The following is a 25129-nucleotide window of genomic DNA, read 5'->3' on the forward strand; positions in this document are numbered from 1 at the left end:
AGACGATTAAGGCGCTTTAGTTTAGAGCGTGATCTAAACCACATGTCGAAATGTTTCGACAATGTGGACGGAGCCGCAGCTCCGATTCTTGCAAAGAAGCAAATTCCAGATGGAGAAGCAATGAAGCAGCCCCAGACCTCCCGCCGCTCTTTCCTCGCCCTTGCCGCCCTCACTCCCTTCGCCGTCGCGGCAACCAGTGCCTGCGGCACCTCCGGACCCGGCACCGCCAGCGGGGGCGGGGGCGCCAGCATGTGGTACCTCTCCGGCGAGCCGAACCAGACCACCATGCAAAAGGCCGTCGACGCGTTCAACTCCGCGAACCCGGACAACAAGATTGCGGTGACGTACTTCCAGAACGACGCCTACAAGACCAAGATCAAGACTGCGATTGGTGCCGGCCAGGCCCCCACCATCATTTACGGCTGGGGCGGAGGCACACTGAAGACCTACGCCGAGGCCAACCAGGTGGATGACCTGACCAGTTGGTTCGACGAGAACAAGGACCTGAAAGAGAAGTTCTTCCCGTCCTCCTTCGGTGCGGCCACCGTCAATGGCAAAATTTACGCCCTGCCCAACCAGTACGTTGCCCCGATCGTCCTGTTCTACAACAAGGAACTGTTCGAAAAGGCCGGCGTCCAGCCGCCCAAGACCTGGGACGACATCATGTCGCTGGTCAAAACGTTCAACGACATGGGCGTCGCGCCCTTCTCGCTTGGCGGCCAGTCCCGCTGGACCTCCATGATGTGGCTTGAATACCTGCTGGACCGCATTGGCGGCGAAGAGGTCTTCAACGCCATCTTCGAGGGCAAGCCCGACGCCTGGCTGCACCCGGCCGTCATTGAGACCGGCACCAAGATCCAGGAACTCGTCTCCGCCGAAGGCTTCATCAAAGGCTTCTCCTCGATCACCGCAGACTCCAACGCGGACCAGGCCCTCCTGTTCACGGGCAAGGCAGCCATGATGCTGCACGGTACCTGGACCTACGGCGGCATGAAGAAGAACGGCCAGAACTTCGTCCAGGACGGAAAACTCGGCTTCGTCCAGTTCCCCACGGTTCCCGGCGGCAAGGGCGACCCCAAGAACGGCGTCGGAAACCCCGCCCAGTACATGTCCATCTCCTCCAAGGCCACTGACCAGGAGAAGGAATCGGCGAAGAAGTTCTTCAAGGACGGGATCCTCACCGAGACGGTCATTGACACCTACATCAACTCCGGATCCGTGCCCATCGTGAACGGCATCGAAGACAAACTCAACACGTCGCCGGACAAGGACTTCCTGAACTTCGTCTACGACCTGGCCAAGAACGCCCCGAACTTCCAGCAGTCGTGGGACCAGGCCCTGAGCCCCACCGCCGCCGAGGCCCTGCTGAACAACATCGACCAGCTGTTCCTGAAGTCGATCACGCCGCAGCAGTTCGCCGAGAACATGAACGCCACGCTCGGAAAATGAGTAACGCCGTCTCCACCGCCCCCCGCATTGCGGCCGCCAGGGGTGAATCCGAACAAACCGAAAAGCGCAAGGCCGCGCTTGCGTGGCTGACAGTGCCCGCGCTTTTCTTCTTCCTGGCCTTCGCCGTGGTGCCCCTGGCGGGTGTTTTCATCCTGAGCTTCGCGAACTGGGACGGCATCGGCGCCATCGGCGTGGCCGGCATGGACAACTGGCTCTCCGTCCTGGCTGACCCGGGCCTGTACAACGCCCTGGGGCTGACCTTCCTGATCATGATCGCTTCCTGGCTTGTCCAGACGCCGATCAGCCTCCTCCTGGGGGTCTTTACGGCAGGAAGCCAGCGCTACAGGGCAGCCCTTGCAGTGCTGTACTTCCTGCCGCTGCTGCTCTCCTCGGCCGCCGTCGCCATCGCCTTCAAGGCGTTGCTGGATCCGAACTTCGGACTGGCCACGGGCCTGGGGTTGCCGTTCCTGGCACAGGACTGGCTGGGGGTCCCGCACCTGGCCCTGGGCCTGGTCATCTTCGTGATCGCCTGGCAGTTCGTGCCCTTCCACACGCTGATCTACCAAGGCGGGGTGCGGCAGATCCCCAAGTCGCTGTACGAGGCGGCGGAAATCGACGGCGCCGGTACCATCAAGCAGTTCTTCCACATCACGCTGCCCCAGTTGAAGTACACGATCATCACCTCGTCCACCCTGATGGTGGTGGGGTCGCTGACGTACTTCGACCTGATCTTCGTCCTCACCGGCGGCGGGCCCGGAAATTCCACCAGGATCCTGGCCCTGGACATGTACCTGCGGGGCTTCCGGGCCAACCTGATGGGCCCGGCGAGCGTTATCGCCGTCATTCTCGTAGTCATCGGCCTTGCCCTTGCCTTGCTCCTCCAGCGCCTCGGAGGCAAGGACAATCAGGGCAGCCAGTTGGAAGGTCTGTAGCGTGAGTACCCTCTTGAACACCAGCACGCAGGAAGCCAGGGTCGGCTCCCCCGCCAACCCGGCGCCCCGCGCAGGCGGCCTGGGTTCCAGGCTGCGCCGGCTCAACATCCCCGCGGGGCTGGGCGGCTGGCTGTGGCTCGCCATCATCATCATTCCCGTGTACTACGTGGTGATCACCAGCCTGAAGACGCAGGAAGGCTACTTCGGCCAGAACCCGCTGGCCCTTCCCGCCTCACCCACGCTGGAAAACTACCAGTTGGTCCTTGAGGCGGATTTCGCCAGGTACTTCATGAACAGCGCCATCGTCACCATCGGTGCCGTGGCCCCCGCCGTGCTGATCTCCTTCATGGCGTCCTTCGCCATTGTCCGGGGCAGCGGCCGGTTCCTGAAACTGGTCAACGGCATGTTCCTGATGGGCCTGGCGATCCCGCTCCAGGCGACGATCATCCCCATCTACCTGATGATCATCCGGCTCAACCTGTATGACAGCCTGCTGGCACTGATTTTGCCGTCCATTGCGTTTGCCATCCCGCTGACGGTACTGATCCTGTCCAACTTCATCCGCGACGTGCCGAACGAACTGTTCGAATCGATGCGGCTGGACGGCTGCAGCGAATGGCAGATCATGTGGCGGCTGGCCCTGCCGCTGACGCGTCCGGCGATCGTAACCGTCGCCATCTACAACGGCCTGCACGTCTGGAATGGGTTCCTGCTTCCGCTGGTCCTTACCCAAAGTCCCGAGTTGCGCGTCCTGCCCCTCGCGCTGTGGAACTTCCAGGGGGAGTACAGCGTCAACATCCCGGCTGTGCTCGCCTCGGTGATGTTGAGCACGCTCCCCATCCTGGTGCTCTACGTCGTCGGCCGCCGCCAGCTCCTCAGCGGCCTCACCGCCGGCTTCAGCAAATAGAAAGGACATTCTTATGACCACCGCAAAGCCCTTGCGGGTTGGCATGGTGGGCTATGCCTTCATGGGTGCAGCCCACTCCCACGCCTGGCGCACCGCGCCCCGGTTCTTCGACCTGCCGCTGCGGCCGGAGCTCACCGCCGTCGCTGGCCGCAACGCCGAGGGCGCACGCGCCGCCGCGGACAAGCTGGGCTGGGACTCGGTCGAGACGGACTGGCGGCGCCTGGTTGAGCGGGACGACATCGACCTCATCGATATCTGCACGCCCGGGGACACCCATGCTGAGATAGCCATCGCGGCCCTCGAGGCCGGCAAGCATGTGTTGTGCGAGAAGCCTCTGGCGAACTCGGTGGAGGAAGCGGAACGGATGACCATTGCGGCTGAAACCGCCGCCAAGAACGGCGTCATGTCGATGTGCGGGTTCAGCTACCGCCGTACTCCGGCCCTTGCCCTTGCCAAGCGGTTTGTGGAACAAGGCAGGCTCGGCGGGATCAGGCACGTCCGTGCCCAGTACCTGCAGGACTGGCTTTCGGATGCCGACGCCCCCATGACCTGGCGGCTGGACAAGAACAAGTCCGGGTCGGGGTCGCTGGGCGACATCGGAGCGCACAGCATCGACGCCGCCCAATGGGTCACCGGCCAGAAAATCTCGGGAGTGTCCGCATTGCTCGAAACGTTCGTGCGTGAGCGTCCGCTGGCCGGCGATTTGGTGGGCCTGGGCGGGCACGGCGACCTTCGTGACGACGCCCCTCGCGGCAAGGTCACCGTCGATGATGCGGCCATCTTCGGAGCAAGGTTCGACGGCGGAGCTGCTTCGGGTGCGATCGGCGTCTTCGAAGCAACGCGGTACGCCCTCGGCCGGAAGAACGCCATGCGGCTGGAGGTGAACGGCAGCCGCGGTTCGTTGGCCTTCGACTTCGAGGACATGAACGTCCTGAACTTCTACGACGCGGCCGAATCGCCCGACGCCGGGTTCCGCAAGATCTTTGTCACGGAACCGGAGCATCCCTACGCCGGCAACTGGTGGCCCACGGGCCACGGACTGGGCTATGAGCATGGCTTTACCCACCAGGTGGTGGACCTCGTCACCGCCATCGGCGAAGGCCGCCAGCCGGAACCGTCCTTCGCCGACGCCCTGCAGGTCCAGCGGGTCCTGGCGGCCGTGGAGTCCAGCGCCGCCAACTCAAGCCAGTGGCAAAAAGTCTGAGCAAGGCCGGGCAGCTTTTCTAAACCCAAGGAAACCGATGACACGACCAATTACCCTTTTCACCGGCCAGTGGGCCGACCTGCCCTTTGAGGAAGTGGCCCGGCTCGCCGGGGAGTGGGGCTTTGACGGCCTCGAGATCGCCTGCTGGGGCGACCACCTGGACCCGCGCCGCGCCGCAGAGGACGACAACTATCTCCAGGGCAGGCTGGACATCCTGGAGAAGAACCACCTGAAGGTTTACGCGATCGCCAACCACCTCACCGGCCAGGCCGTGTGCGACGACCCCATCGACGAACGCCACCAGGGCATCCTCTCCGCTGAGGTTTGGGGCGACGGCGATCCCGAGGGAGTGCGCCGCAGGGCCGCGGAGTCGATGAAGGACACCGCCCGGGCAGCCGCCCGCCTTGGCGTCAAAACCGTGACCGGCTTCACCGGCTCGTCCATCTGGAAAGCCGTGGCGATGTTCCCGCCCGCCTCACAGGAAATGATCGACGCCGGGTACCGGGACTTCGCCGACCGCTGGAACCCCATCCTGGATGTCTTCGAGGAAGAGGGGGTCCGCTTCGCCCTTGAGGTGCACCCCTCCGAAATCGCCTACGACTACTGGACCGCCAAGCGCACCCTGGAAGCCATCGGACACCGCAAGAGCTTCGGGCTGAACTTCGACCCGTCCCACTTCGTCTGGCAGGACCTGGACCCGGTGATGTTCCTGCAAGATTTTGCGGAGCACATCCTCCACGTCCACGTGAAGGAATCCATCCGCCAGCTTGACGGCCGCAACGGACGGCTGGGCTCCCATCTTGCCTGGGCGGATCCCCGCCGTGGTTGGGATTTTGTAACCGCAGGTCACGGAAACGTGCAGTGGAACCGGATCTTCCGGGCGCTGAACGCCATCGGGTATGAGGGCCCCACCAGCATCGAATGGGAGGACGCAGGCATGGACCGCCTCGTCGGTGCACCCCAGGCGCTGGCCCTGGTCAAGGAACTGGCACAGATCTCTCCGCCTTCGGCGGCCTTCGACGCCGCCTTCAGCACGCGCTGACCCACTACTTAAGAGGAACAATGACAAATCCGATCAAATCAGCACTGGTGGTGCGCGGCGGCTGGGACGGACACCAGCCCGTTGAAGCCACCGAAGAATTCATCCCCTACCTCAAGGAGCAGGGCTACGAGGTCAGGGTGGAGGAATTTCCGAAGATCTATGCCGACGACGAGTACATGGCGGGCGTGGACCTGATCGTGCAGTGCATGACCATGAGCACGATCGAAAAGGACGAGTTCGCCGGGCTGCGGAACGCCGTCGAAAACGGCACCGGCTTGGCCGGCTGGCACGGCGGCATTGCCGACTCCTACCGGAACAACTCCGACTACCTCCACCTGATCGGCGGACAGTTCGCCTGCCACCCCGGCAAGCACCCGGATGAGTGTATTGGCGAACAGTCGGACAACTACGTGCCGTACACCGTCAACATGCTCCCCGCAGCCGCGGACCACCCCATCACCAAGGGCATCAGCGACTTCGACCTGGTCACCGAGCAGTACTGGGTCCTCTCCGACGACTACATCGACGTACTGGCCACCACCACGCAGAAGGTCCGCGAGTGGGACCCGTGGAACCGTGAGGTGACGTCCCCGGCCATCTGGACCCGCCAGTGGGGCAAGGGCCGCATTTTCGTCGCCACCCCGGGGCACCGGGTGGAAATCCTCCAGGACGCCAACGTCCGCACCATCATCGAAAGGGGCCTGCTGTGGGCAAGCCGTTGAAAGTAGGAATTGTCGGCTGCGGGGCAATTATCGCGCAGTATCTGGCCAGTTTCCGCAAGCTCAATGACCTCGAACTCGTGGCGGTCGCCGACCTGGACCTCGCCCGGGCACAGGCAGTGGCAGAGCAGTTCGAGGGCGTCCGTGCCGTCTCCGTGGATGAGCTCCTCGCCGCGGACGACGTGGAGCTCGTCCTGAACCTGACCATCCCGGCCGCCCACGCGGAGGTTGCACTGAAAGCCATCGCCGCAGGCAAGAGCGTGTACGGCGAAAAGCCGCTTGCCGCGACAACCGCCGAGGCCCGCGAGGTGCTCGAGGCAGCCCGGGCCGCGGGCGTCGTCGTCGGCTGTGCCCCCGACACCGTGCTGGGCACAGGCATCCAGACCGCGCGCAAGGCAATCGACGACGGGCTCATCGGTGCGCCCATCTCCGCCAGTGCCACCATGGTGACCCCCGGCCACGAGCGCTGGCACCCGAACCCTGACTTCTACTACCAGCCCGGCGGCGGGCCCCTGCTGGACATGGGCCCGTACTACGTCACTGCCCTGGTGACCCTGCTCGGTCCGGTGGTCTCTGTAGTGGGCGCCGCGAGCCACACCCGCAATGAGCGGACCATCGGCTCAGGACCCCGCCAGGGCGAAAAGGTCCCGGTTGCCATCGATTCGCACGTGACCGGAGTGCTGACCCACGCCTCCGGTGCGCTGTCCACCCTGTTCATGAGCTTTGATGCGGTGAAGTCGAAGTCTCCGAACATCGAGATCCATGGCGAGCTCGGATCCCTGGTGGTTCCGGACCCCAACCATTTTGACGGCGACGTCGAGCTGTTTCCTCTGGGCGGTGACGCCTGGGAGACCCTGCCGGTCTCCGCCGGGTATGTCGACTCCGGACGGGGCTTTGGCATCGCGGACCTGGCCGCCACGCCTGACGGCAGCGAGCCCCGCGCCGGCGGTGCGCTGGCCTACCACGCCCTTGAGGTCATGGAATCCGTCCTCGCCTCAGCCCACAGCGGTTCCGCGGTACGCATCTCCAGCACCGTGGAGCGGCCGCAGACTGTGGAGCTCACTGTCCTCACCGGGGACATCGACGCGCTGCAGGCGCAGGAGGCCTCCTAGCCCCGGGGCCTGCACTTCTGGTGCACCCCGGCGATTCACCTGCATTCCGTCAAGGAAGTACAACTCAAGGACACATACGCCGGAACGGATGAAGCGATGGCCAGTGAAACGGAAGATACGACGGCGGCAGCGGCCAACCTGGGACGGCTGGCGGCCGCCGTGCTCGACCAGGTAAGGGACGCCGTCGTCCGCCATGAGGCGGAACTGGGCAGGCTGGATGCGATAGCCGGCGACGGCGACCACGGCATCGGCATGCGCCGCGGCGCTGAAGCAGCTGCGGCCGCAGCCAGGGACGCGTCGGGCGGCGGGGCTTCCGTGCAACGGGTGCTGATCGCGGCGGGGGAAGCCTGGAGCGAACGCGCCGGGGGAACGTCGGGGGCGCTTTGGGGGGCCGCGCTTCAGGCGGCGGGAAGGGAACTCGGCAATAAAGGTTCATACCGCGGTGAGGACGCGGGGGCGGCCGTGACCGCGTTCGTTGACGCCGTCACCAGCCTGGGCAAGGCGGCCCCGGGAGACAAGACCATGGTGGACGCATTGGTTCCATTCCGGGACTCGTTCGTGGACGAACTCGACCACGGCTCACCGCTGGCCGCGGCGCTGGCCTCCGCAGTGACGGCCGCCCGGCAGGCGGCCGACGCCACCGCATCCCTGCACCCGCTGGCGGGGAAGGCATGGCCGCTGGCCGAAAAGACCCTGGGCCATCCGGATCCGGGAGCGGTGTCGTTCGCCCTGATTGCGACCCTGGTTTCGAATTACTTCGAATCTTCAAGGCCCCGGCCCTGACGTTAGGGACTGCTGCCACAACGAAGGACCCGGACTGCATGTGGCGGTCCGGGTCCTTCGTTGCTGTCTATCTACTTGTACAAACCCGCGTAGTGCCGGTACCGGGCCAGCACTCCGCCGTTGTCGGGCCGGGCCGCAAGTTCGACGGCATCCAGCGGCCATTCCGGGAAGTGCCCGGTCAGTGCCGCAGCGGCCTGGCGCGCCGCGCCGTCGGCCACGTACTCGCCAGGACGCGGCACCGCTACGTCCGCCCCCAGCAACTGTGCCGCAACCTCCTGCACGGCGGAGGACTGGGCCCCGCCGCCCACCAGGAGGATACGCCGGGCTTCCACGCCCTGCTTCTGGAGCGCGGCGAGGCCGTCAGCCAGTGAGCAGACAACGCCTTCGACGGCGGCGCGCGCCAGGTTCGCCGGTGTGTAGTTGGCGCGGGTGATGCCGTGCAGCGATCCGGTGGCGTCCGGCAGGTTCGGCGTGCGCTCGCCGTCGAAGTAGGGCACGAGGGTGAGCCCGCCGGCGCCCGGTCCGGCTGACAAGGCCAGCTCGTTGAACTCCGGCAGGGACACATCCAGCAGGGCCGCGGTGGCATCGAAAATGCGGGTGGCATTGAGCGTGCAGACGAGGGGCAGGTAGTGCCCGGCCGCATCCGCGAAGCCCGCCACCAGCCCTGAAGCATCGGCAGCGGGTGTGTCTGAGACAGCGAAGACGGTGCCGGAGGTGCCCAGGGACATGACCACGTCGCCCAGCAGGGCGCCCGCGCCCAGGGCGGCGGCCGCATTGTCCCCGGCTCCAGCGGCGAGCAGGCTGCCCGCGGGTGTGGTGCCGGCGGTGTCGGTCGGTCCGAGGACTGTGGGCAGCACCGGCACGTGGCCGAGCGACGCGGCCAGTACGTCCGTCAGGTACTGTCCCTCGGCCGTCGAAAAGTACCCGGTGCCTGAGGCGTCGGAACGGTCGGTGGTCAGCGCCTTCAAACCGTCCGCGCCGCTGCCCGGCCCATAGCCCTTCAACCGCCAGGTGAGCCAGTCATGCGGAAGGCAGACGGCGGCCACCCGGGCTGCATTCTCCGGTTCATTCTCTGCCAGCCAATGGAGCTTGGTCAGTGTCAGCGACGCCACCGGGACTGTCCCCGTGGCCTCGGCCCAGAAGCGCGCGCCGGCGGCACCGTCGCCGTCGCCCGCTGTTTTGACCAGGTCTGCTGCTGCGCCGGCGCTGCGCGTGTCATTCCACAGCAGTGCCGGCCGTACCACGGCACCGTCGGCGTCGAGGCAGACCATGCCGTGCTGCTGCCCGCCGATGGAGATGGCGGCGACGTCGTCCAGGCCGCCCGCCAGCGCGATGGCCTCCTGGAGGGCATCCCACCAGTGGTCCGGGTGGACTTCGCTGCCTTCCGGATGCGAGGCCCGGCCCTGGCGGACGAGTTCTCCGGTGTCCGCGTCGCGGATAACTACTTTGCAGGACTGCGTGGAGCTGTCTACTCCTGCTACTAGCGGCATAGCGGTTCTTTTCTTTGTGGGGAGATGGAAATGCTGCGGAGCCTGCGTCGACCGCAGGCTCCGCAGCAGGTTCGAGGGGCTTAGCGGGCGCCCAGGAGGTGCTCGATGGCGAGCTGGTTCAGGCGCACGAACGCGAAGGAGCGCTCTGCGGCCTTGTCGGCGTCGAAGTCCTCGAAAGCAGCGGCGTCGGCGAGGAGGTCGGCCGTGGTTTCACCGGCGGCAAGGGTGGATTCGCCCAGTTCGGTGACCCCGGAGGCGGCGAGGGCTTCTTGGACCTGCGGGTCGGCGCGGAAGGCGGTGGCACGTTCCTTGAGGAGCAGGTACGTGGCCATGTTGGCCTTGGCGGATTCCCAGACGCCGTCGTAGCCGTCGGTGCGCGAGGGCTTGTAGTCGAAGTGGCGGGGGCCGTCGTACTTCGGGCCGCCGTTGGGGAAGCCGTTTTCGAGCAGGTCAACGGTGAAGAAGGCGCTGGTGAGGTCGCCATGGCCGAAGACGAGGTCCTGGTCGTACTTAATGCCGCGCTGGCCGTTGAGGTCGATGTGGAAGAGCTTGCCCGCCCACAGTGCCTGCGCAATGCCGTGGGTGAAGTTCAGGCCTGCCATCTGCTCGTGCCCGGTTTCCGGGTTCAGCCCGACGATGTCGCCGTGCTCAAGCTGCGCGATGAAAGCCAGGCCGTGGCCGACGGTGGGCAGGAAGATGTCGCCGCGGGGTTCGTTCGGCTTGGGCTCGAGGGCGATGCGGAGGTTGTAGCCCTTCTCCTTGATGTAGCCGGCGGCGGTATCCACGCCCTCCTTCATGCGGTCCAGCGCGGCGGAGAGGTCCTTGGAGCCGTCGTATTCGCTGCCTTCCCGGCCGCCCCACATAACGAAGGTCTCGGCGCCGAACTCTGCGGCGAGGTCGATGTTACGCAGGACCTTGGACAGGGCGAACCGGCGGATGGAGCGGTCGTTGGAGGTAAAGCCGCCGTCCTTGAACACCGGGTGGCTGAACAGGTTGGTGGTCACCATGGGAACCTTCAGGCCGGTCTCGGCCAGCGCAGCGCGGAAGTTCTTCAGGATCAGGTCCCGCTCCGAAGCCGTCGCGTCGAAGGGGATGAGGTCGTCGTCATGGAACGTGATGCCGTAAGCGCCCAGTTCCGCCAGCTTGTGTACTGCTTCCACCGGGTCAAGGGCGGCGCGGGTGGCGACACCGAAGGGGTCGGCACCGGTCCAGCCAACGGTCCAGAGGCCAAACGTGAACTTGTCAGCGGGGGTGGGGGAAAGAGTCATGATGCGTCCTTGCAATCCAGGCGCCCCGTTTCCGGAACGCATTAGTTTATTGCTTGAACTATATGGGGGGCATAGGCTGGGGGTCAATAGGAGCCGGCAAATGCGGCTCGGACTTCGAAGGAGTTTTCCTGTGCTGACGGCATCCCCCTTGGCCGCATCCGAGCCCGGTACGCCCGGCAACATGGGTGATGTACGCCGGAGCAACCTCGCGCTGGTGCTGGGAAGGATCGCGGATGCCCCCTCGGGAATCCATCCCAGCCGGGCGCAGGTCGCAGCGGCCACCGGCCTCACCAAAGCATCTGTCTCCAGCCTCGTGCTGGAGCTTTTATCCGTCGGGCTGGTGCGCGAAGTGGGACTGAACCAGCAGGGGCGCGGCCGGCCGGGAGTGGGCCTCGAACTGAACCCCGCCCGCGCTGTCCTGGGCATGGAGATCAATGTTGACTACATCTCCGTGGGGGTGACTGACCTGGCCGGACAACTGGTGGCGCGCGAGACGGAGGAACGCGACAACCGGTCGGTGGGCCATGACCAGGTGCTTGCCGCCGTTGCTGCACTGGCTGCGAGAATGCGCAGGGATGCCCGCGCCCGTGGCATAGAGGTCATGGGGGGAGGGCTGGCCGTTCCGGGCCTCGTTGACCCGGGGGCCGCACGCGTCCTTACGGCCCCCAACCTTGGGTGGACCGATGTGGACCTGGACCTCAGCGCCCTCCTGCCGCAGGTGCCGCTGGGCGTTGCGGTCTTCAACGAGGCCAACGCTGCCGCCCGCGCGGAGCTCCGGCACCGGCCGCCCGGAGCGGCCGACTTCCTGTTCGTCTCCGGCGAGGTGGGTGTCGGTGGCGGCCTTGTCATCGGCGGTGAGCTGTTCACCGGTCCGGAGGGCCACGCCGGCGAAGTGGGGCACGTTGTGGTTGACCCCGACGGCGTCCGCTGTTCCTGCGGCGGAACGGGCTGCCTGGAAACGGTCGCCGGCCAGGATGCCATTTTTGCTGCCGCCGGGATCGCAACGGATACGCAAACGCGCTCGCAGTCCATGGCGGCGCTGGTGCAGGCACTCCGGGACGGCGATGCCAAGGCGGTCAAGGCTGTGGAACACGCAGGACGTTACCTCGCAGTGGCCACTGCCTCGACCGCCCGGGTGATGAATATCAGCGCTGTGGTGCTGGGCGGCCACTTTGCCGAACTCGACCCATGGCTCCGCGCGCCCCTCCTCGACGGCCTTGAGCGGCATGCCCCCGGCAGGTTCACCTCCGGCCAGGTATCCATGTCCGCCGTGGGGCAGGCAGGGGCCCTGCTCGGCGCCGCAGGCAGTGTGGTCCACGCGCTCCTCGAGGCTCCGCACCTGCTGCAGTCCGAACGCGCGTAACGTCGCCGCGCCCTCCTTACAGCATGCAGGATGAGGCTCTGAAAAGGCTTTCGAAATAAATTTCGCCGCCGGCACGCGGTTGACGGATCCTTCTCCGCGCAGTGGCCAACGGGCCCGCCCTCGTACGTTTTTGCCGTTAACACTCCCGAATCTTCCCTCCAGGGGTGCGGCGCCACCGAGCACTGCCCGCGCTGCGTTCCAGAGACCGAGATTAAATAACTCTTGACATCGTTAGCGCTAACAACCAATATTTACCCAAGCGTTTCGGAGGCTTTTCGAAAGTTATCGACACTGGCGCCGATGTGAATAACAAAAACGCGGCGGCCCGCCCGGCCCACCCATCACCCCGGGCTACCAGCCACGAACGCCCCACGTCACTCTCCTGTAGCAACCGCGGATGACCGACTGACCGCAGACAACGGTGTCTTTGCGCACCTCGAAAGGACCAGCAACATCATGAGTAAGAAAAAAGCCCTGCTTGCGGCGGGGATGACCACGGCACTGGCCGTGACGTTGATTGGCTGTTCCGGCAATAACGCCGGCGGCGGCGGAAACGGTTCAGGCGCCAGCAAAACGAACTGCTCCAACCAGATCAAGGTGCAGGACGTCCCCGTCGTCACCTATTGGGGCTGGTTTGAGGACACTGCGCAAACCGTCGACAACTTCAACGAGAGCCACAAGGACGTCCAAATCTGCTGGACGAACGCGGGCCAGGGTGCTGACGCCTACACCAAGCTCTCCACCTCGCTGCAGTCCAAGTCGGGTGCGCCGGATATCGCCCAGATCGAGTACGACTGGTTGAACAGCTTCCTCATCCAGGGCGGCCTGGTGGACATGACAGAGCACGGCATCAACGAATACAAAGACAAGTTCACTGAAGGCGCCTGGCGCGACGTCTCAAGCGGCGACGGCGTCTACGCGGTGCCGGTCGACCTTGGGCCGGTTGGCATGTGGTACCGGCAGGACATCTTCGACAAGCACGGCATCAAGGTTCCGACCACCTGGGACGAGTATGCCGCCGCTGCCGACCAGCTGAGCAAGGCCACCGGCGGGGAGACCCTGATCGGCAACTTTGCGCCTAACGGCCAGGGCCAGCACGTCGCGCTGCTCGACCAGGCAGGTGCCGAGCCGTTCAAGTTCGACAACGGAAACCCGACCGAAATCAGCATCGACCACAACGATGAAGCCAGCAAAAAGGTATACGAGTACTGGCTTGACCTGGTCGATCGCGGCCTCGTGGGCACCGACCAGGCGTGGACTCCCGAGTTCAGCACCGGCCTTGGCGGGGGCCGCTATGCGACCGCCATCTACCCCTCCTGGTACAGCATCCACATTCCGGCCTTCCAGGACGGCGACCCTGATGCAGTGTGGCGTGCGGCTCCGATCCCGCAGTGGGACGCAGCCAACCCCAAGCAGGTTAACTGGGGCGGGAGCACCCTGGCCGTCACCACCCAGGCGGCTGATGCTGCACTGGCCACGAAGGTAGCCGCAGAGCTTTACGCTTCCGAAGAGAACAAGAAACTCGGGGTCGAAGTGGGCGGGCTGTTCCTGGCTTATCCCGAGATGATCGAATCCGACTACTTCCAGGACCGTGCCTACGAATTCTACGGCGGCCAAAAACTCAATAAGGACGTTTTCGGTAAAGCCGCCATCGAGTACGAGGGAGTGACCTTCTCACCGTTCTCGCAGTTCTACTACGACGAATCGCAACGGCTGCTTTCCGAGGCGATCAGCGGCAACATGTCGGCGTCGGAAGCGGCTGACGAACTCCAAAAGTCCTTGGAGGCCTACGCCACTGAACAGGGTTTCACCCTGAAGTGAGCCTCGCCCTGTGCGGGCGGGAAACCTCCCGCCCGCACAGACGCCGTCCTACTTTTGCGTCCCAAGGAAGTTCCACATGCCAACAACTTCAGAACTGCAGCAGCCCACCCGGCTCCCGGTCGTCAGGAGGGGAGTGACCCTGGAGCGGAAGCAAGCGCGATTTGGCTGGGTGTTTCTTGCTCCGTTCGCGATCGTGTTTCTCGTATTCCTCGTCCTGCCGCTCGTTTATGCATTTTGGATGAGCCTGCATACCAACACCCTGGCGGCCGGCGAGAAATTCGCGGGGTTAACGAACTACATCGCCGTGTTCAAGGACCAACGCTTCCTATCGGGCATGGCCCGCGTCGGTGCATTCGCGCTGGTCTTCGTGCCACTGCAGATCGGGCTGGCGCTTTTCTTCGCACTGATCCTCGATGAAGTGAAGACCCGGTTGTCCCGCTTCTCGCGGCTGCTGATTTTCGCGCCGTACGCTATCCCAGGCGTAATTGGTGCGCTGATGTGGGGTTTCCTTTACAGCCCCTCGTTCGGTCCCTTGGTGTCTTTCTTCGACTTCCTGAACGTGCAGGCTCCGGACTTGCTCAACCGCGAATCGATCTTCTGGTCCCTCACCAACATTGTCACGTGGCAGTGGACGGGCTACTACATGATCATCATCTACGCGTCCCTGCAGTCGATCGACTCTTCAATCTACGAGGCGGCACGGATCGATGGGGCATCAAAGCTGCAGACCGCCCTTCAGATCAAGGTTCCGATCATCGCATCATCCCTCGTGCTGACAATAGTCTTCGCGCTGATCGGAACGCTGCAGTTCTTTACTGAACCGCAGGTCCTTGCCCCACTTGCGGGTAACGCGATCGACGCTGCCTACACCCCGAACCTGTATGCCTACAACCTGGCGTTCTCCTACCAGCAGTTCAACTACGCGTCCGCCATCTCATTCGCGCTGGGACTCCTGGTTTTCCTTGCCTCCATCATTTTCCTGATCGCCACCCGCAAGAAGAGTGGACTCCGCTAATGACCACGTCACCTGTACGACTGCCCGATTCGACCACCGCCGCAGTCCCGCGCCAGCGAAACGGAAACACCGGCGGAAGGCGGCGCAGCAAGTCGGTTGGCTTGCACGTTCTGCTCGCCGCCGTTTCCCTCTACTTCCTCCTGCCGATGTGGTGGCTGATCGTCGCGGGAACCAAGAGCACCCAAGGGCTTTTCTCGGGAACCGGGGGACCCCTCTGGTTCGACCGGAACTTTGCCTTCTTCGACAACATCGCCCAGCTTGCCACCTATAACAACGGCATCTACCTCCGATGGCTCGGCAACTCGTTCGTGTATGCGACAGCCGGAGGAGTGGGCGCCACGATTCTTGCCGTCCTGGCCGGCTACGCATTTGCAAAATACCGCTTCCGGGGGCGCGGCGTCAGCTTCATGATCCTCCTGGCGTCGGTCATGGTCCCGGCGACCGCACTCGTCATCCCGACGTACGTGCTGTTCAACAACCTCGGCCTCACGAACACGATCTGGGCGGTGATCCTCCCATCGCTGCTGAGCCCGTTCGGTGTGTACCTGATGCGGGTTTACGTCCAGGACGCAATCCCGGACGAACTGCTGGACGCTGCACGGGTGGACGGCTCGGGGGAACTCAGGACTTTTGCCACCATCGCCCTGCCGCTGATGCGTCCGGCGGTGGTGACTGTGCTGCTGCTCTCGGTCGTTGGTGGCTGGAACAACTACTTCCTGCCGCTCGCGATGATTTCGGACCCGACGCTGCTTCCCGTCACGGTGGGGCTGAACGCCTGGCAGGTCCAGTCAAACTCAGCCACGGCCAACAGCCTGATTTGGAACCTGGTAACGAGCGGATCGCTGGTCTCCGTCGTGCCGCTCATCATCGCCTTCCTGATGCTGCAGAAGTACTGGCAGGGCGGGCTGTCCGTGGGCAGCCTCAAGTAGCCGCGGTACCCATACGCCCTGGTCCAGCCGGAAGGAGCACAATTGTTCAACGCATACGTGACTGCCGATCCCAACTTCGTCATCGGCCCCGTCAACCGCCGTCTCTTCGGGTCCTTTATCGAGCACATGGGCCGCGCCGTTTACACCGGGATCTACGAACCGGACCACCCCACCGCGGACGAGGAGGGCTTTCGCCAGGACGTCATCGAACTCGTCAAGGAATTGGGAGTCACCGGCATCCGGTACCCCGGAGGCAACTTCGTCTCGGGGTTCCATTGGAGGGACAGTGTGGGACCCAAAGACCAGCGGCCCCGTCGGCTTAGCCTCGCGTGGCGCGCCACCGAGACGAACCAGGTGGGTTTGCATGAATTCGCCTCATGGGTGGAAAAGGTCGGCGGGGAGCTCATGTATGCCGTCAACCTGGGTACCGCGGACACGAGGGACAGCCTGGACATAGTCGAGTACGCCAATGTCCCCAAGGGCTCCACGCTGGCCGAAGAGCGGATCGCTAACGGCCGCCGGCAGCCTTTTGGGATCAGGATGTGGTACCTCGGCAACGAGATGGACGGCCCCTGGCAGCTCGGGCACTCACCGGCAGACGACTACGGCAAAAAGGCCTCGCGGACGGCCAAGGCACTGCGGCAGTTGGACCCCCAGGTTGAACTGGTCGCCTCCGGCTCCTCACACCCGACCATGCCAACCTTTCCGCTCTGGGACCGCGTCGTCCTCGAGCACACCTACGACGATGTGGACTACATCTCCTGCCACGGCTACTACGAGGAGAAGAACGGCGACCTCGGCTCCTTCCTGGCAGCACCGGTAAAAATGGACCGCTACCTCGACGCGGTTATCGCCACCGCCGATCACGTCAAAGCCGCCAAGCGCAGCGACAAGACACTCAACATATCTTTCGACGAATGGAACGTCTGGTACCTGGGCGACAATCTCCGGCAGTTCCCGCGCCAGGCTGACCGGTTCTACCGGACTGACGAGATCGAGGGGAATGACTGGCCGGAGGCGCCCAGGCTCGCCGAAGACGTCTACTCCGTTGCCGACGCTGTGGTGGTCGGCGGACTGCTTATCTCGCTGCTCCGGCACGCAGACCGCGTCACCTCAGCCTCCATGTCCATGCTCGTGAACGTCATTGCGCCGATTACCACCGAGCCCGGCGGCCCCGCCTGGCGGCAGACCACCTACTATCCGTTCGCTGTCACCTCCAGGCTGGCTGTCGGCGTAGCCCTCGACGTGCGAGTGGAAACCGGCGACTACGACACTGATGAACTCGGTCGCGTTCCCTTGGTGGACGCAGTGGCCACGCACGACGCCGGGAGCGGACGCGTGGCGGTCTTCCTCGTCAACCGATCGCTCACGGATGCCGCCACCGTCACCGTTAACCTGTCAGCACTGGGAAACCTGTCAGTACTGGAATCCCACATGATGTCCGATCCGGACGTCTACGCAAGGAACACCAGGGAAGCCCCGGACCGTGTGAGTCTGCAGCCAAATACGACTGCAAAGCTGGCCGAAGGCCACCTCCAAGTGGTCCTGCCGCCCGTCTCCTGGACAGCGGTAGCCCTGGGCTAGCTTGTGCGCGGCGGCCGCACCCGCCGGCTGCCGGTCGCTTCGAAGGCGGCGGCCAGCTGCAGCAGCTCCGTATCGTCATAAGCCTTGCCGGCAATCGTCAGCCCCACCGGCACGCCGGTGTCCGCCATGAGGCCCATCGGCACCGTGACCGTCGGGATTCCCAAGTGCCGGGGCACCAGGTTCCCGTTCGCCACCCAGACGCCGTTGCGCCACGCCAGGTCCGCCGACGCCTCGTTGGTGTCCGTGTCCGCCGGCCCGACATCAGCGGCCGCGGGGAACACCACCGCGTCCAGGCCCAGGCCGTCCATCCACTCCTCCAGGTCGATCCGGCGGGTCTCCTCGAGCCCCTTCAGGCCGTCCTCCAGGTGGGGGATGTCGCCCAGTGCTGGGACGCCATGCTCCCGGATCCATGCCGGGTAGTCGCTGATATCGTCGTCGAACCCGTCATACCGGTCCGGCAGCGAACCATCGGGGGCCGGGAAGATCCGGGCCCCGTCGACGTCGGCCAGCTTGTTGAGGTTCGGGTCCCCGTTCGCGTCCAGGAAGTCATGCCACGACCAGGCGGAGAGGTCCACGATCTCACGGCGCAGGTAGTCCCGGGACACCAGGCCGCGGGTCGCGATGGTGGGGGCACCCGGCCGGTCGCCTTCATAGTTGGAGACCACCGGGAAATCAACCTCAACCACCTCGGCCCCCACAGCTTCCAGGTCCCGCCGGGCGGCTTCCCACAGGGCAATGACGGACGCGCGCGTTTCGATGCGCTGCCCTGTCGGACCGCCGATGCCGGGCGACTGCGCAGTGCCCGCCTCGGGGTCCGCGTTGATGTACATCCGCGGAACACCCAAGCGCTTGCCGGCCAGTATGCCTGCCGCGGCAGCGCCGTCAGGCACGGCAAGGGCAACGTACGACGGCGGGCGGACCGCGGATGCCCTGGGCACCTTCACCCACTGCTGGACACGCCAGAAGTCGCCGCGGGTTTCCGCATCGTCCGCCACCACCACGTCCAGGACTTCCAGCAGGTCGTCCATGGTGCGGGTATGCGGGACCACCACGTCCATCGTGGGAACCAGCGGCCAATTGCCACGGACAGAGATCACTCCGCGTGACGGCGTGTACGCGCACAGTGCGTTGTTCGACGCCGGTGCCCGGCCGGAGGACCAGGTTTCCTCGGCGAGGCCGAAGGCGGCGAAACTGGCAGCGGTAGCTGTGCCGGAGCCGTTGGAGGAACCGGAAGCAAACGCGGCCGTCAGGAAATCGGCACTGTAGGGACTCTCCGCCCGGCCGTATACCCCGCGCTGCATACCTCCGTTGGCCATCGGAGGCATGTTGGTCAGGCCGATCAGGACGGCGCCGCCGGCGCGCAGCCTCTCAATGGTGAAGGCGTCCCGTTGTGCCACGAGGTCCCGGAATGCCGGTGACCCCGCAGCCACGGTGAGCCCCCGCACCTGGTAGCTGTCCTTGGCCGTGTAGGGAATGCCGTCGAGCGGTCCGAGTGTGAAACCCGCGGCACGCCGCCGGTCGGATGCCTGCGCTTCCGCGATGGCCCCGGGGTTCATCACGACCAGCGCGTTCAGACGTATACCTGAAGCGTCATACTTCTCGATGCGCCGCAGGTACAGCCGGACCAGTTCCTCGCTGGTCACCTCCCCGGACTCCAGGGCCGCGCGCAGCCGGCCGATGCCGGCCTCCACCACCTCGAACCGTTCTCTCGTCACCGTATCCGCTGCAGTAGGCGCCGGTTTCAAGCCGCACCTCCCCGAACAGGGGCGGGCTGCTGCTGGGTGATGCAGTGGATGCCGCCACCAAAGGCGAAGATGTCCCGGGCGTCCACCAGTTCCACGGTGCGCCCCGGGTACGCGCGCTCCAGGATGCCCTTGGCGATGGCGTCGTTGGGATCATCGAAGGCGCACAGCACCACCAAGTTGTTCGCAACATAGTGGTTGATGTAGGACCAGTCCACAAAGCCTTCGTCATCCGTGAGGGTGGTGGGTGCCGGCACGTCAATGATCCGCAGCGGCCGGTCCCGGGCGTCCAGTTGGCCCTGGAGGACAGCGCGGAGCTGCAGGTAGACGGCGTGGTCGGGGTGCGTGGGGTCGTCCTGGCGGTGGAGCAGCACTGTGCCCGGCCCGGCGAACGCTGCCACGATGTCCACATGCCCGCGGGTTCCGAACTCGTCATAGTCGCGGGTGAGTCCGCGCGGCAGCCAGATGGCCTTGGACGTACCCAGTGCCGCATGGATCTCGGCTTCGACCGATTCCTTCGTGGCGCCCTGGTTGCGGCCCGGATCAAGCTGGACCGTCTCCGTCAGGAGCACTGTTCCCTCGCCGTCCACATGGAACCCGCCGCCTTCGTTCACCAGGGAACTGGGACGGACCGGAACCGAGGTTTGTCCGGCGACGGCCCGGGCAACATTCTGGTCGTTGTCCCACGCGGCCCACTCCTGGGCGCCCCATCCGTTGAAGATCCAGTCGACGGCGGCCAACGACCCGTCGGGACGGTGCACAAAAGTGGGACCGCTGTCCCGCAGCCATGCATCATCCAGCGGCACTTCCACTACCGTGATGCCGTCGCCCAGCCATTCCCGGGCTGCGGTGGCGTCACGCGGGTCGGCCACCACGGTGACGGGTTCGTAGCGGGCAATCGTTTGAGCCACGGTTGTCCAGGCGGTGCGGGCGCGGTCCAGGCTGGGGCTGCCTGCGGGCCCGAACGTTTCATTGGCCGGCGGGAAGGCCATCCACGTTCCCGAGTGTGCCTCCCATTCGGCGGGCATGTGGACGGTCGACGCCGAATCGACGGCGGGTGCGGCGGGAGCCGGTGCGGGTTTCATGGTTGGTTCAAGGTCTTTCTGTTGGTCAGATTTGGTTCGGGATTCAGGCGGGCTGGCTGATGCGCTGCGCGTCCGCGGCGGCGGGACGGGGAGCTGTGGAGGTGCCGGCGTCGTACGCTGTCTTGCCGCCCACAACGGTGAGCCGGGCGCGGTTGCTGAGCAGCTGCGCTGCGTCGGCGTCGAGCGGGTTGCTGTCCAGCACCGTGAAATCCGCCAGCCAGCCGGCGGCGATCCGGCCCTGTCGGTCCTCGGCGCGGCAGGAGTAGGCGGCGTCCCGGGTGGCGTGGCAGAAGGCGTCCGCGAGGCCCAGGGCGTACTTCGGCAGGTTAGCGTCCAGGCCGGGATCGAGGGCAGAGAGCCGCGTGGAGGCAACATACATGTTGGGCAGCGGCTCGTGCGGGGCGGTGGGGGCGTCCGTGCTTAGCGCCAGGGTGGCACCGGCCTCGGTGAACTCGGTCCAGGGGAATGCGCGCTCGCAGCGGTGGTCGCCGAGGACACTGCGCCAGTTGTCCTGGATCGCCGGGTCCGCGTGGACCGGCTGCATGGATGCCACCACACCCAGGGCGGCGAGCCGTTTCACGTTGGCTTCGGTCACCGTTTCCAGGTGCTCGATGCGGTGCCGCCGGTCGCGGGGGCCGTTGCGCCGGTACGCCTCCTCGAGCGCGTCCAGGGCGATGTCCGAGGCTTCGTCGCCAATGGCGTGCAGGGCGATCTGGAGGCCGGCGGCGTCCGCGGCGGCCACCACCGGGATCAGGGATTCGCGGTCCCAGATGGGCTCTGCGGTGCTGCCGTCGGCGTAGGGTTCCTTCATGGCGGCGGTGCAGCTGTCGATGACGCCGTCCACCACCAGCTTGATGCCGCAGATCTGCAGCCAGTCCGTGTGCAGGTCCGCCGCGAGCCAAGCTGCTTTCGCCACCTGTGCGAGGTTGTCAGCTTCCGACTCGTGCCGCGCCACCAGGATGTGTCCCTTGACGCGGATAGGCAGGGTGCCGTTCCGGCGCGCGAGGGCGCGGCGGAAAGCGGCGAGGTCGTCGTCCTGGACGGCCATGTCCACGGCGCTGGTGACACCCACGGCGAGGTAATTGCTGAAGGCTTCTTCCAGTTGGGCGTCGCGGTCCCCGTCCGTTGCGTGGGAGGCGAGGGCGGGCCAGACGATCTGGTGTGCCGCCGTCTCGTAGAGCATGCCGTCCGCCTCGCCGGTTTCGGGATCGCGGCCGATGCGCCCGCCGATCGGGTCCGGGGTGTTGCGGGTGATGCCCAGTTCCACCAGGGCGGCGCTGTTGACCCAGACGGAGTGAAGATCGTTGGCGTCCAGGTAGACGGGCCGGTCAGGAACGGCGGCGTCGAGGAGCTGCCGCGTGGGCTGCTGGCCGTCCAGGGCGCTGTAGAGCCAGCCGGCGCCGAGGATCCGCGGCGCGTCGGTGGCAGCGGCGGCGTCGCGGAGGCGGTGCTGCAGCTCGTTGAGGTTCGCGGCGTCCCGCAGCTGCACCTTCTGCAGGGCCTGTCCCATCATCAGCAGGTGGGTGTGCGCGTCCACGAAGCCGGGGAGCACGAAGCCGCCGGCCAGGTCGACCTTGGTGGCGCCGTCGCCCGCCGCTGCGCGCGCACTTGCCTCGCTGCCGACGTAGGTGAACTCGGAGCCCTCGATGACGAAGGCCTCAGCGTGGGAGCCGTTGGCGGTGAAGACGGTGGCGTTGGTGTAGAGCGTACGTGCAGGCAAGGCAGTGCTTTCTGTCGGGTCGGCTTGTGCGTCAGGGGCGGCGTGCGGCATCAGACGACCGCAGCCTTGTTGATTTCCGCCGGTGCCTGGGCCGCGGCTGCCTTTTCTGTGCGGACGGAAATTCGGGAGATGGCAACCAGGGGAACTGTCAGGACCAGCGTCATTCCGGCGAGGACGAAGCCGAGGACGTCGTAACCGGCGGCTGTGGAGACGAATGTTCCGAAGAACGGGGCAAACGAGGAGCCGACCAGGTAGACGCCGAGGACCGGGGCGGACCAGCGGCCCGAGGCGTCGAGGGCGGCGGCTGCGGCGACGATGTAGATGAACGCCAGCATGTAGATGGTGTTCCAGGCGATGATGATGGCCATGTACAGGCCGGGGTCGGTGGTGATTCCGGACAGGAGCTTGAGGGTTGCGCCGGCCACCAGGGCCACGGCCAGTGGTGCGGTCCGGCCGAGGCGGCGCCCGGCGACCCCGATCAGCCCGGAGGCGAGGAGCCCGCCCAGGGTGGACAGGCTTAGGACCAGGCCCATGCCGGTCTCGTCGAGCTGTGCCTGGTCGGCGCCCATGGTGGCAGCGACGGCCCACAGCGAGTCCTCGCTGAGGGCCCAGACGGCGAAGCAGGCGAGGAGGCCGAAGCCGGCCAGTGTGGCACTGCGGGAGTTGGTGCCCGGCACCCGGGCCACGGTGGGTGCGGCGGTTGCCCTGGCGGCCGCTGCGGTGCCGGTTCCGGGACGGTTGGGGAGCCAGGAGGCGGTGAACAGGGCGGCGAGGGCCAAGCCGGCGAGCAGGCCGAAAGCGCTGCCCATGCCGGCGCCGAGCGCCGGGATGACGAAGAGGACCACTGACACGATGGCCCGGTTGGTGAAGCCGCTGATCCCGGAGGCGCGGTCAGGGTTGCGGAGGGCGCCAAGCGCTGCACCGGCTGCCGAAACAGCCCCGCCGGCGCCGAGACCGCCGATCAGGACCCCCGCGACGACGGCGGGTGCGGACGGGATGAATGCCGCGGCTCCGAAGCCTGCCGCCGTCAGCACCAGGCCGACCCGCGCCACTGCATAGCGTCCGTTGCCCGCCGCCAGCCTTGAGGTCAGCAGGCAGCTGATGGCGCAGGCAAGCAGGGAACCTGTCATCAGCATTCCGGCATCGGTGGCGGAGAAGCCGGGCTCGCCGGTGAGGGCGAGGATCATGATTGGAACCAGGTTGGCGGTCATGAAGCCGACCACGCTGATGCCGAAGACCGACACCGCCCGGGCAGCGGTCAGGGGAACACGCCCGGTGGTGTTGCTGTCCTGGGACATGGGTTTCTCCTTGCTGGGATGGAGTGAATGCCGTCACAAAATGAATGGCCTTCATTTATTATGGGGATACACCCCTGCCAGCACAAGGGTTTTAGTGAAAGCCTTTCAGAAACTTGCCCGGGTGACCTCTCTGAGCCCCGCCAGCAGGGTGTCCAGGCCGAACGAGAAGGCCGTGTCCGAGCGTTCTGCGGGGGAGCCGAGATCCGCGATGGCTTCCGAGAGGGTGGGGAACTGGCCCGGCGGCGGGGACCAGACCACCTCAGGGGCGGTCAGTTCCAGGGCCGAACCGAGGACCACGTAGTCCACGGTGGTGATGGCCGGGACAATAGCGGAGGGCGCCAGGCCTGCCCGGGCCAGGACCACCGCCATGTCCTCGTAGATGCCCATCACGCCCAGGTCCCGCACTGTCTGCGCGACCAGCAGCGGCACGAGCCGGGGGTGGTCCACCAGGCAGTCGCGGTATTTGTGCGCCAGGGTCCGGAGTGCCTCGTCCCACGGCAGGTTCGCCGTGTCCAGGGCCGGACGGTCGGCGAACACGCGCCCGCGCATCAGCTCGATGATGTGCTCGCGGTTGTCGATGTGGTTGTACAGGCTTGCCTGGCTGACCCCGAGTTCCTTCGCAACCTTGGGAAAACTGAAATCACCGGTGGCATCCACCAGCGAAAGCGCAGCCTTCACGATGGCATCGGCGGACAACAGCGGCGAACGTGGGCGCGGCACGGATAACTCCTTTGGAACGGGTTGGTCCGTTCAATCTAGCGGCCTAAGCTGACTCCCTTAGCCCGGCCGGCCCGTCCGGGTGCCTTCCCGCTGCCCGGTGTGGTCCACCGCCGAGAGGATGGCCCGGGCCAGCTCCGCCGGCTTGGTGAACTGCGGCCAGTGGCCGGTGGGCAGGTCAACAAATTCGACGTCGTCGATCCGCGACAGTTCGGCTACGAACGGATGGCCCGCATCGATCCATTCCCGAAGCAGCGACGAGGGGAACTCGCAGGATATGACGGTGACAGGAACGGCATAGCGCCGTGTATCGTGCAGATGCTGCCGCCCGTACGCCACTCCCTTGGGCTGCGGAATGGCGCGGGCACGAAACTTCTCCCGGAGGCCGTCGTCCAGGTCCACCAGGTCGGCGTCCTCGAACCCCTCCCATGGCGGCAGCGGAACGTCGTCGCCGCGGGCCTGCAGCTGATCGTTGATCGCGTCGCCTTCCCCCAGCGGGCCGCTGTCCACATAGATGGCGCGCTCCACCCTGTCGGGCCGGGCGTCCACTACGCCGTGGATGATGGCGCCACCACCGGAGTGGCCCACGAGGACCACCTTCCCGTCCATCGCATCAACGGTGGCCACGACGGCGTCGATATGCTCGCGCAGGCCGATCCCCGAGCGGCTCGCGTCCACCGATTCCATGCCGGGCAGGGTCAGGGGATGGGTCCGGTGGCCCGCCGCCTCAAGTGCCGGCGTCACCTCCTCCCAGGAGGAAGCGTCCAACCAGAAACCGGGAACCAGGATGATGTCCATGACCGAACACTACTCCCTGCCGCCCGGGCATCGGCCAGGCCAAAGGGGACGGGGGTTTCCCTCCGGAAGGGCGGGCAGTAAAGTCCGGAGGTAGCCGTGACCTTCTCGACAGCAACTGGGAGAGAGTTCAACATGAACAGGCCGGGAAACT

The 25129-nt window shown here is 65.7% G+C and carries 21 protein-coding genes; 13 read left to right on the forward strand and 8 right to left on the reverse strand.

Annotated elements, in window-relative coordinates; all coding sequences use genetic code 11:
* Positions 1-120 precede the first annotated feature (120 nt).
* From ACYQ1Z_RS07625 to ACYQ1Z_RS07660, 8 genes are all read left to right on the forward strand, one after another.
* Complete coding sequence (locus ACYQ1Z_RS07625) at positions 121-1449, forward strand: extracellular solute-binding protein (protein WP_459791882.1); 1329 nt, start codon at positions 121-123, stop codon at positions 1447-1449.
* A complete protein-coding gene (locus ACYQ1Z_RS07630) occupies positions 1446-2381 on the forward strand; it encodes a carbohydrate ABC transporter permease (protein WP_459791883.1) in 936 nt (311 codons plus the stop codon). The genes ACYQ1Z_RS07625 and ACYQ1Z_RS07630 overlap by 4 nt, the downstream gene beginning before the upstream one ends.
* 79 nt (positions 2382-2460) lie before the next feature.
* Positions 2461-3288: a carbohydrate ABC transporter permease gene (locus ACYQ1Z_RS07635; protein ID WP_459792010.1), complete on the forward strand. Its 828-nt coding sequence runs from the start codon at positions 2461-2463 to the stop codon at positions 3286-3288.
* A 13-nt stretch (positions 3289-3301) separates the two neighbouring features.
* On the forward strand, positions 3302-4492 hold the full coding sequence (locus ACYQ1Z_RS07640; protein WP_459791884.1) for a Gfo/Idh/MocA family protein: 1191 nt from the start codon (positions 3302-3304) through the stop codon (positions 4490-4492).
* A gap of 37 nt (positions 4493-4529) precedes the next feature.
* Positions 4530-5534, forward strand: a complete 1005-nt coding sequence (locus ACYQ1Z_RS07645) for a sugar phosphate isomerase/epimerase family protein (protein WP_459791885.1) — start codon at positions 4530-4532, stop codon at positions 5532-5534.
* A gap of 20 nt (positions 5535-5554) precedes the next feature.
* Positions 5555-6256, forward strand: a complete 702-nt coding sequence (locus ACYQ1Z_RS07650) for a ThuA domain-containing protein (protein ID WP_459791886.1) — start codon at positions 5555-5557, stop codon at positions 6254-6256.
* Entirely contained in the window at positions 6241-7365 is a 1125-nt protein-coding gene (locus ACYQ1Z_RS07655; protein WP_459791887.1) for a Gfo/Idh/MocA family protein, read from the forward strand. The genes ACYQ1Z_RS07650 and ACYQ1Z_RS07655 overlap by 16 nt, the downstream gene beginning before the upstream one ends.
* Positions 7366-7461: 96 nt before the next feature.
* Positions 7462-8148, forward strand: coding sequence for a DAK2 domain-containing protein (locus ACYQ1Z_RS07660; protein WP_459791888.1), 687 nt, complete (start codon positions 7462-7464; stop codon positions 8146-8148).
* Between the two features lie 71 nt (positions 8149-8219).
* On the opposite strand, the gene xylB is transcribed toward ACYQ1Z_RS07660, so the two are convergent.
* Together xylB and xylA are read right to left on the reverse strand one after the other, a co-directional pair.
* Positions 8220-9638 (reverse strand): xylulokinase, encoded by a 1419-nt coding sequence (xylB, locus tag ACYQ1Z_RS07665; protein ID WP_459791889.1) that lies wholly within the window; start codon positions 9636-9638, stop codon positions 8220-8222.
* 80 nt (positions 9639-9718) lie between these two features.
* Positions 9719-10906, reverse strand: coding sequence for a xylose isomerase (gene xylA / locus ACYQ1Z_RS07670; RefSeq protein WP_459791890.1), 1188 nt, complete (start codon positions 10904-10906; stop codon positions 9719-9721).
* A 181-nt stretch (positions 10907-11087) separates the two neighbouring features.
* Between xylA and ACYQ1Z_RS07675 the strand changes: the two genes are divergently transcribed.
* From ACYQ1Z_RS07675 to arfA, 5 genes are all read left to right on the forward strand, one after another.
* Entirely contained in the window at positions 11088-12269 is a 1182-nt protein-coding gene (locus ACYQ1Z_RS07675; RefSeq protein ID WP_459792012.1) for an ROK family protein, read from the forward strand.
* 456 nt (positions 12270-12725) lie between these two features.
* Positions 12726-14090: an ABC transporter substrate-binding protein gene (locus ACYQ1Z_RS07680; RefSeq protein ID WP_459791891.1), complete on the forward strand. Its 1365-nt coding sequence runs from the start codon at positions 12726-12728 to the stop codon at positions 14088-14090.
* A gap of 76 nt (positions 14091-14166) precedes the next feature.
* On the forward strand, positions 14167-15105 hold the full coding sequence (locus ACYQ1Z_RS07685; RefSeq protein WP_459791892.1) for a carbohydrate ABC transporter permease: 939 nt from the start codon (positions 14167-14169) through the stop codon (positions 15103-15105).
* Entirely contained in the window at positions 15105-16034 is a 930-nt protein-coding gene (locus ACYQ1Z_RS07690) for a carbohydrate ABC transporter permease (protein WP_459791894.1), read from the forward strand. Before ACYQ1Z_RS07685 ends, ACYQ1Z_RS07690 begins: the two co-directional genes overlap by 1 nt.
* A 42-nt stretch (positions 16035-16076) precedes the next feature.
* A complete protein-coding gene (gene arfA, locus ACYQ1Z_RS07695) occupies positions 16077-17618 on the forward strand; it encodes an arabinosylfuranosidase ArfA (protein WP_459791895.1) in 1542 nt (513 codons plus the stop codon).
* Here arfA and ACYQ1Z_RS07700 read toward each other — a convergent pair.
* From ACYQ1Z_RS07700 to ACYQ1Z_RS07725, 6 genes are all read right to left on the reverse strand, one after another.
* The gene (locus ACYQ1Z_RS07700) at positions 17615-19363 is read right to left on the reverse strand and encodes an amidase (protein WP_459791896.1); all 1749 of its coding nucleotides are present in this window, start codon (positions 19361-19363) and stop codon (positions 17615-17617) included. The two genes, arfA and ACYQ1Z_RS07700, sit on opposite strands and share 4 nt — an antisense overlap.
* The gene (locus ACYQ1Z_RS07705) at positions 19360-20445 is read right to left on the reverse strand and encodes an agmatine deiminase family protein (RefSeq protein ID WP_459791897.1); all 1086 of its coding nucleotides are present in this window, start codon (positions 20443-20445) and stop codon (positions 19360-19362) included. The genes ACYQ1Z_RS07700 and ACYQ1Z_RS07705 overlap by 4 nt, the downstream gene beginning before the upstream one ends.
* A gap of 43 nt (positions 20446-20488) precedes the next feature.
* Positions 20489-22165, reverse strand: coding sequence for an amidohydrolase (locus ACYQ1Z_RS07710; RefSeq protein ID WP_459791898.1), 1677 nt, complete (start codon positions 22163-22165; stop codon positions 20489-20491).
* A gap of 50 nt (positions 22166-22215) precedes the next feature.
* Complete coding sequence (locus ACYQ1Z_RS07715; protein WP_459791899.1) at positions 22216-23463, reverse strand: MFS transporter; 1248 nt, start codon at positions 23461-23463, stop codon at positions 22216-22218.
* A 105-nt stretch (positions 23464-23568) separates the two neighbouring features.
* Positions 23569-24183: a TetR/AcrR family transcriptional regulator C-terminal domain-containing protein gene (locus ACYQ1Z_RS07720; protein WP_459791900.1), complete on the reverse strand. Its 615-nt coding sequence runs from the start codon at positions 24181-24183 to the stop codon at positions 23569-23571.
* Between the two features lie 57 nt (positions 24184-24240).
* Complete coding sequence (locus tag ACYQ1Z_RS07725; protein ID WP_459791902.1) at positions 24241-24978, reverse strand: alpha/beta fold hydrolase; 738 nt, start codon at positions 24976-24978, stop codon at positions 24241-24243.
* Positions 24979-25129 lie beyond the last annotated feature (151 nt).

It is taken from the genome of Arthrobacter sp. AD-310, assembly GCF_054656615.1.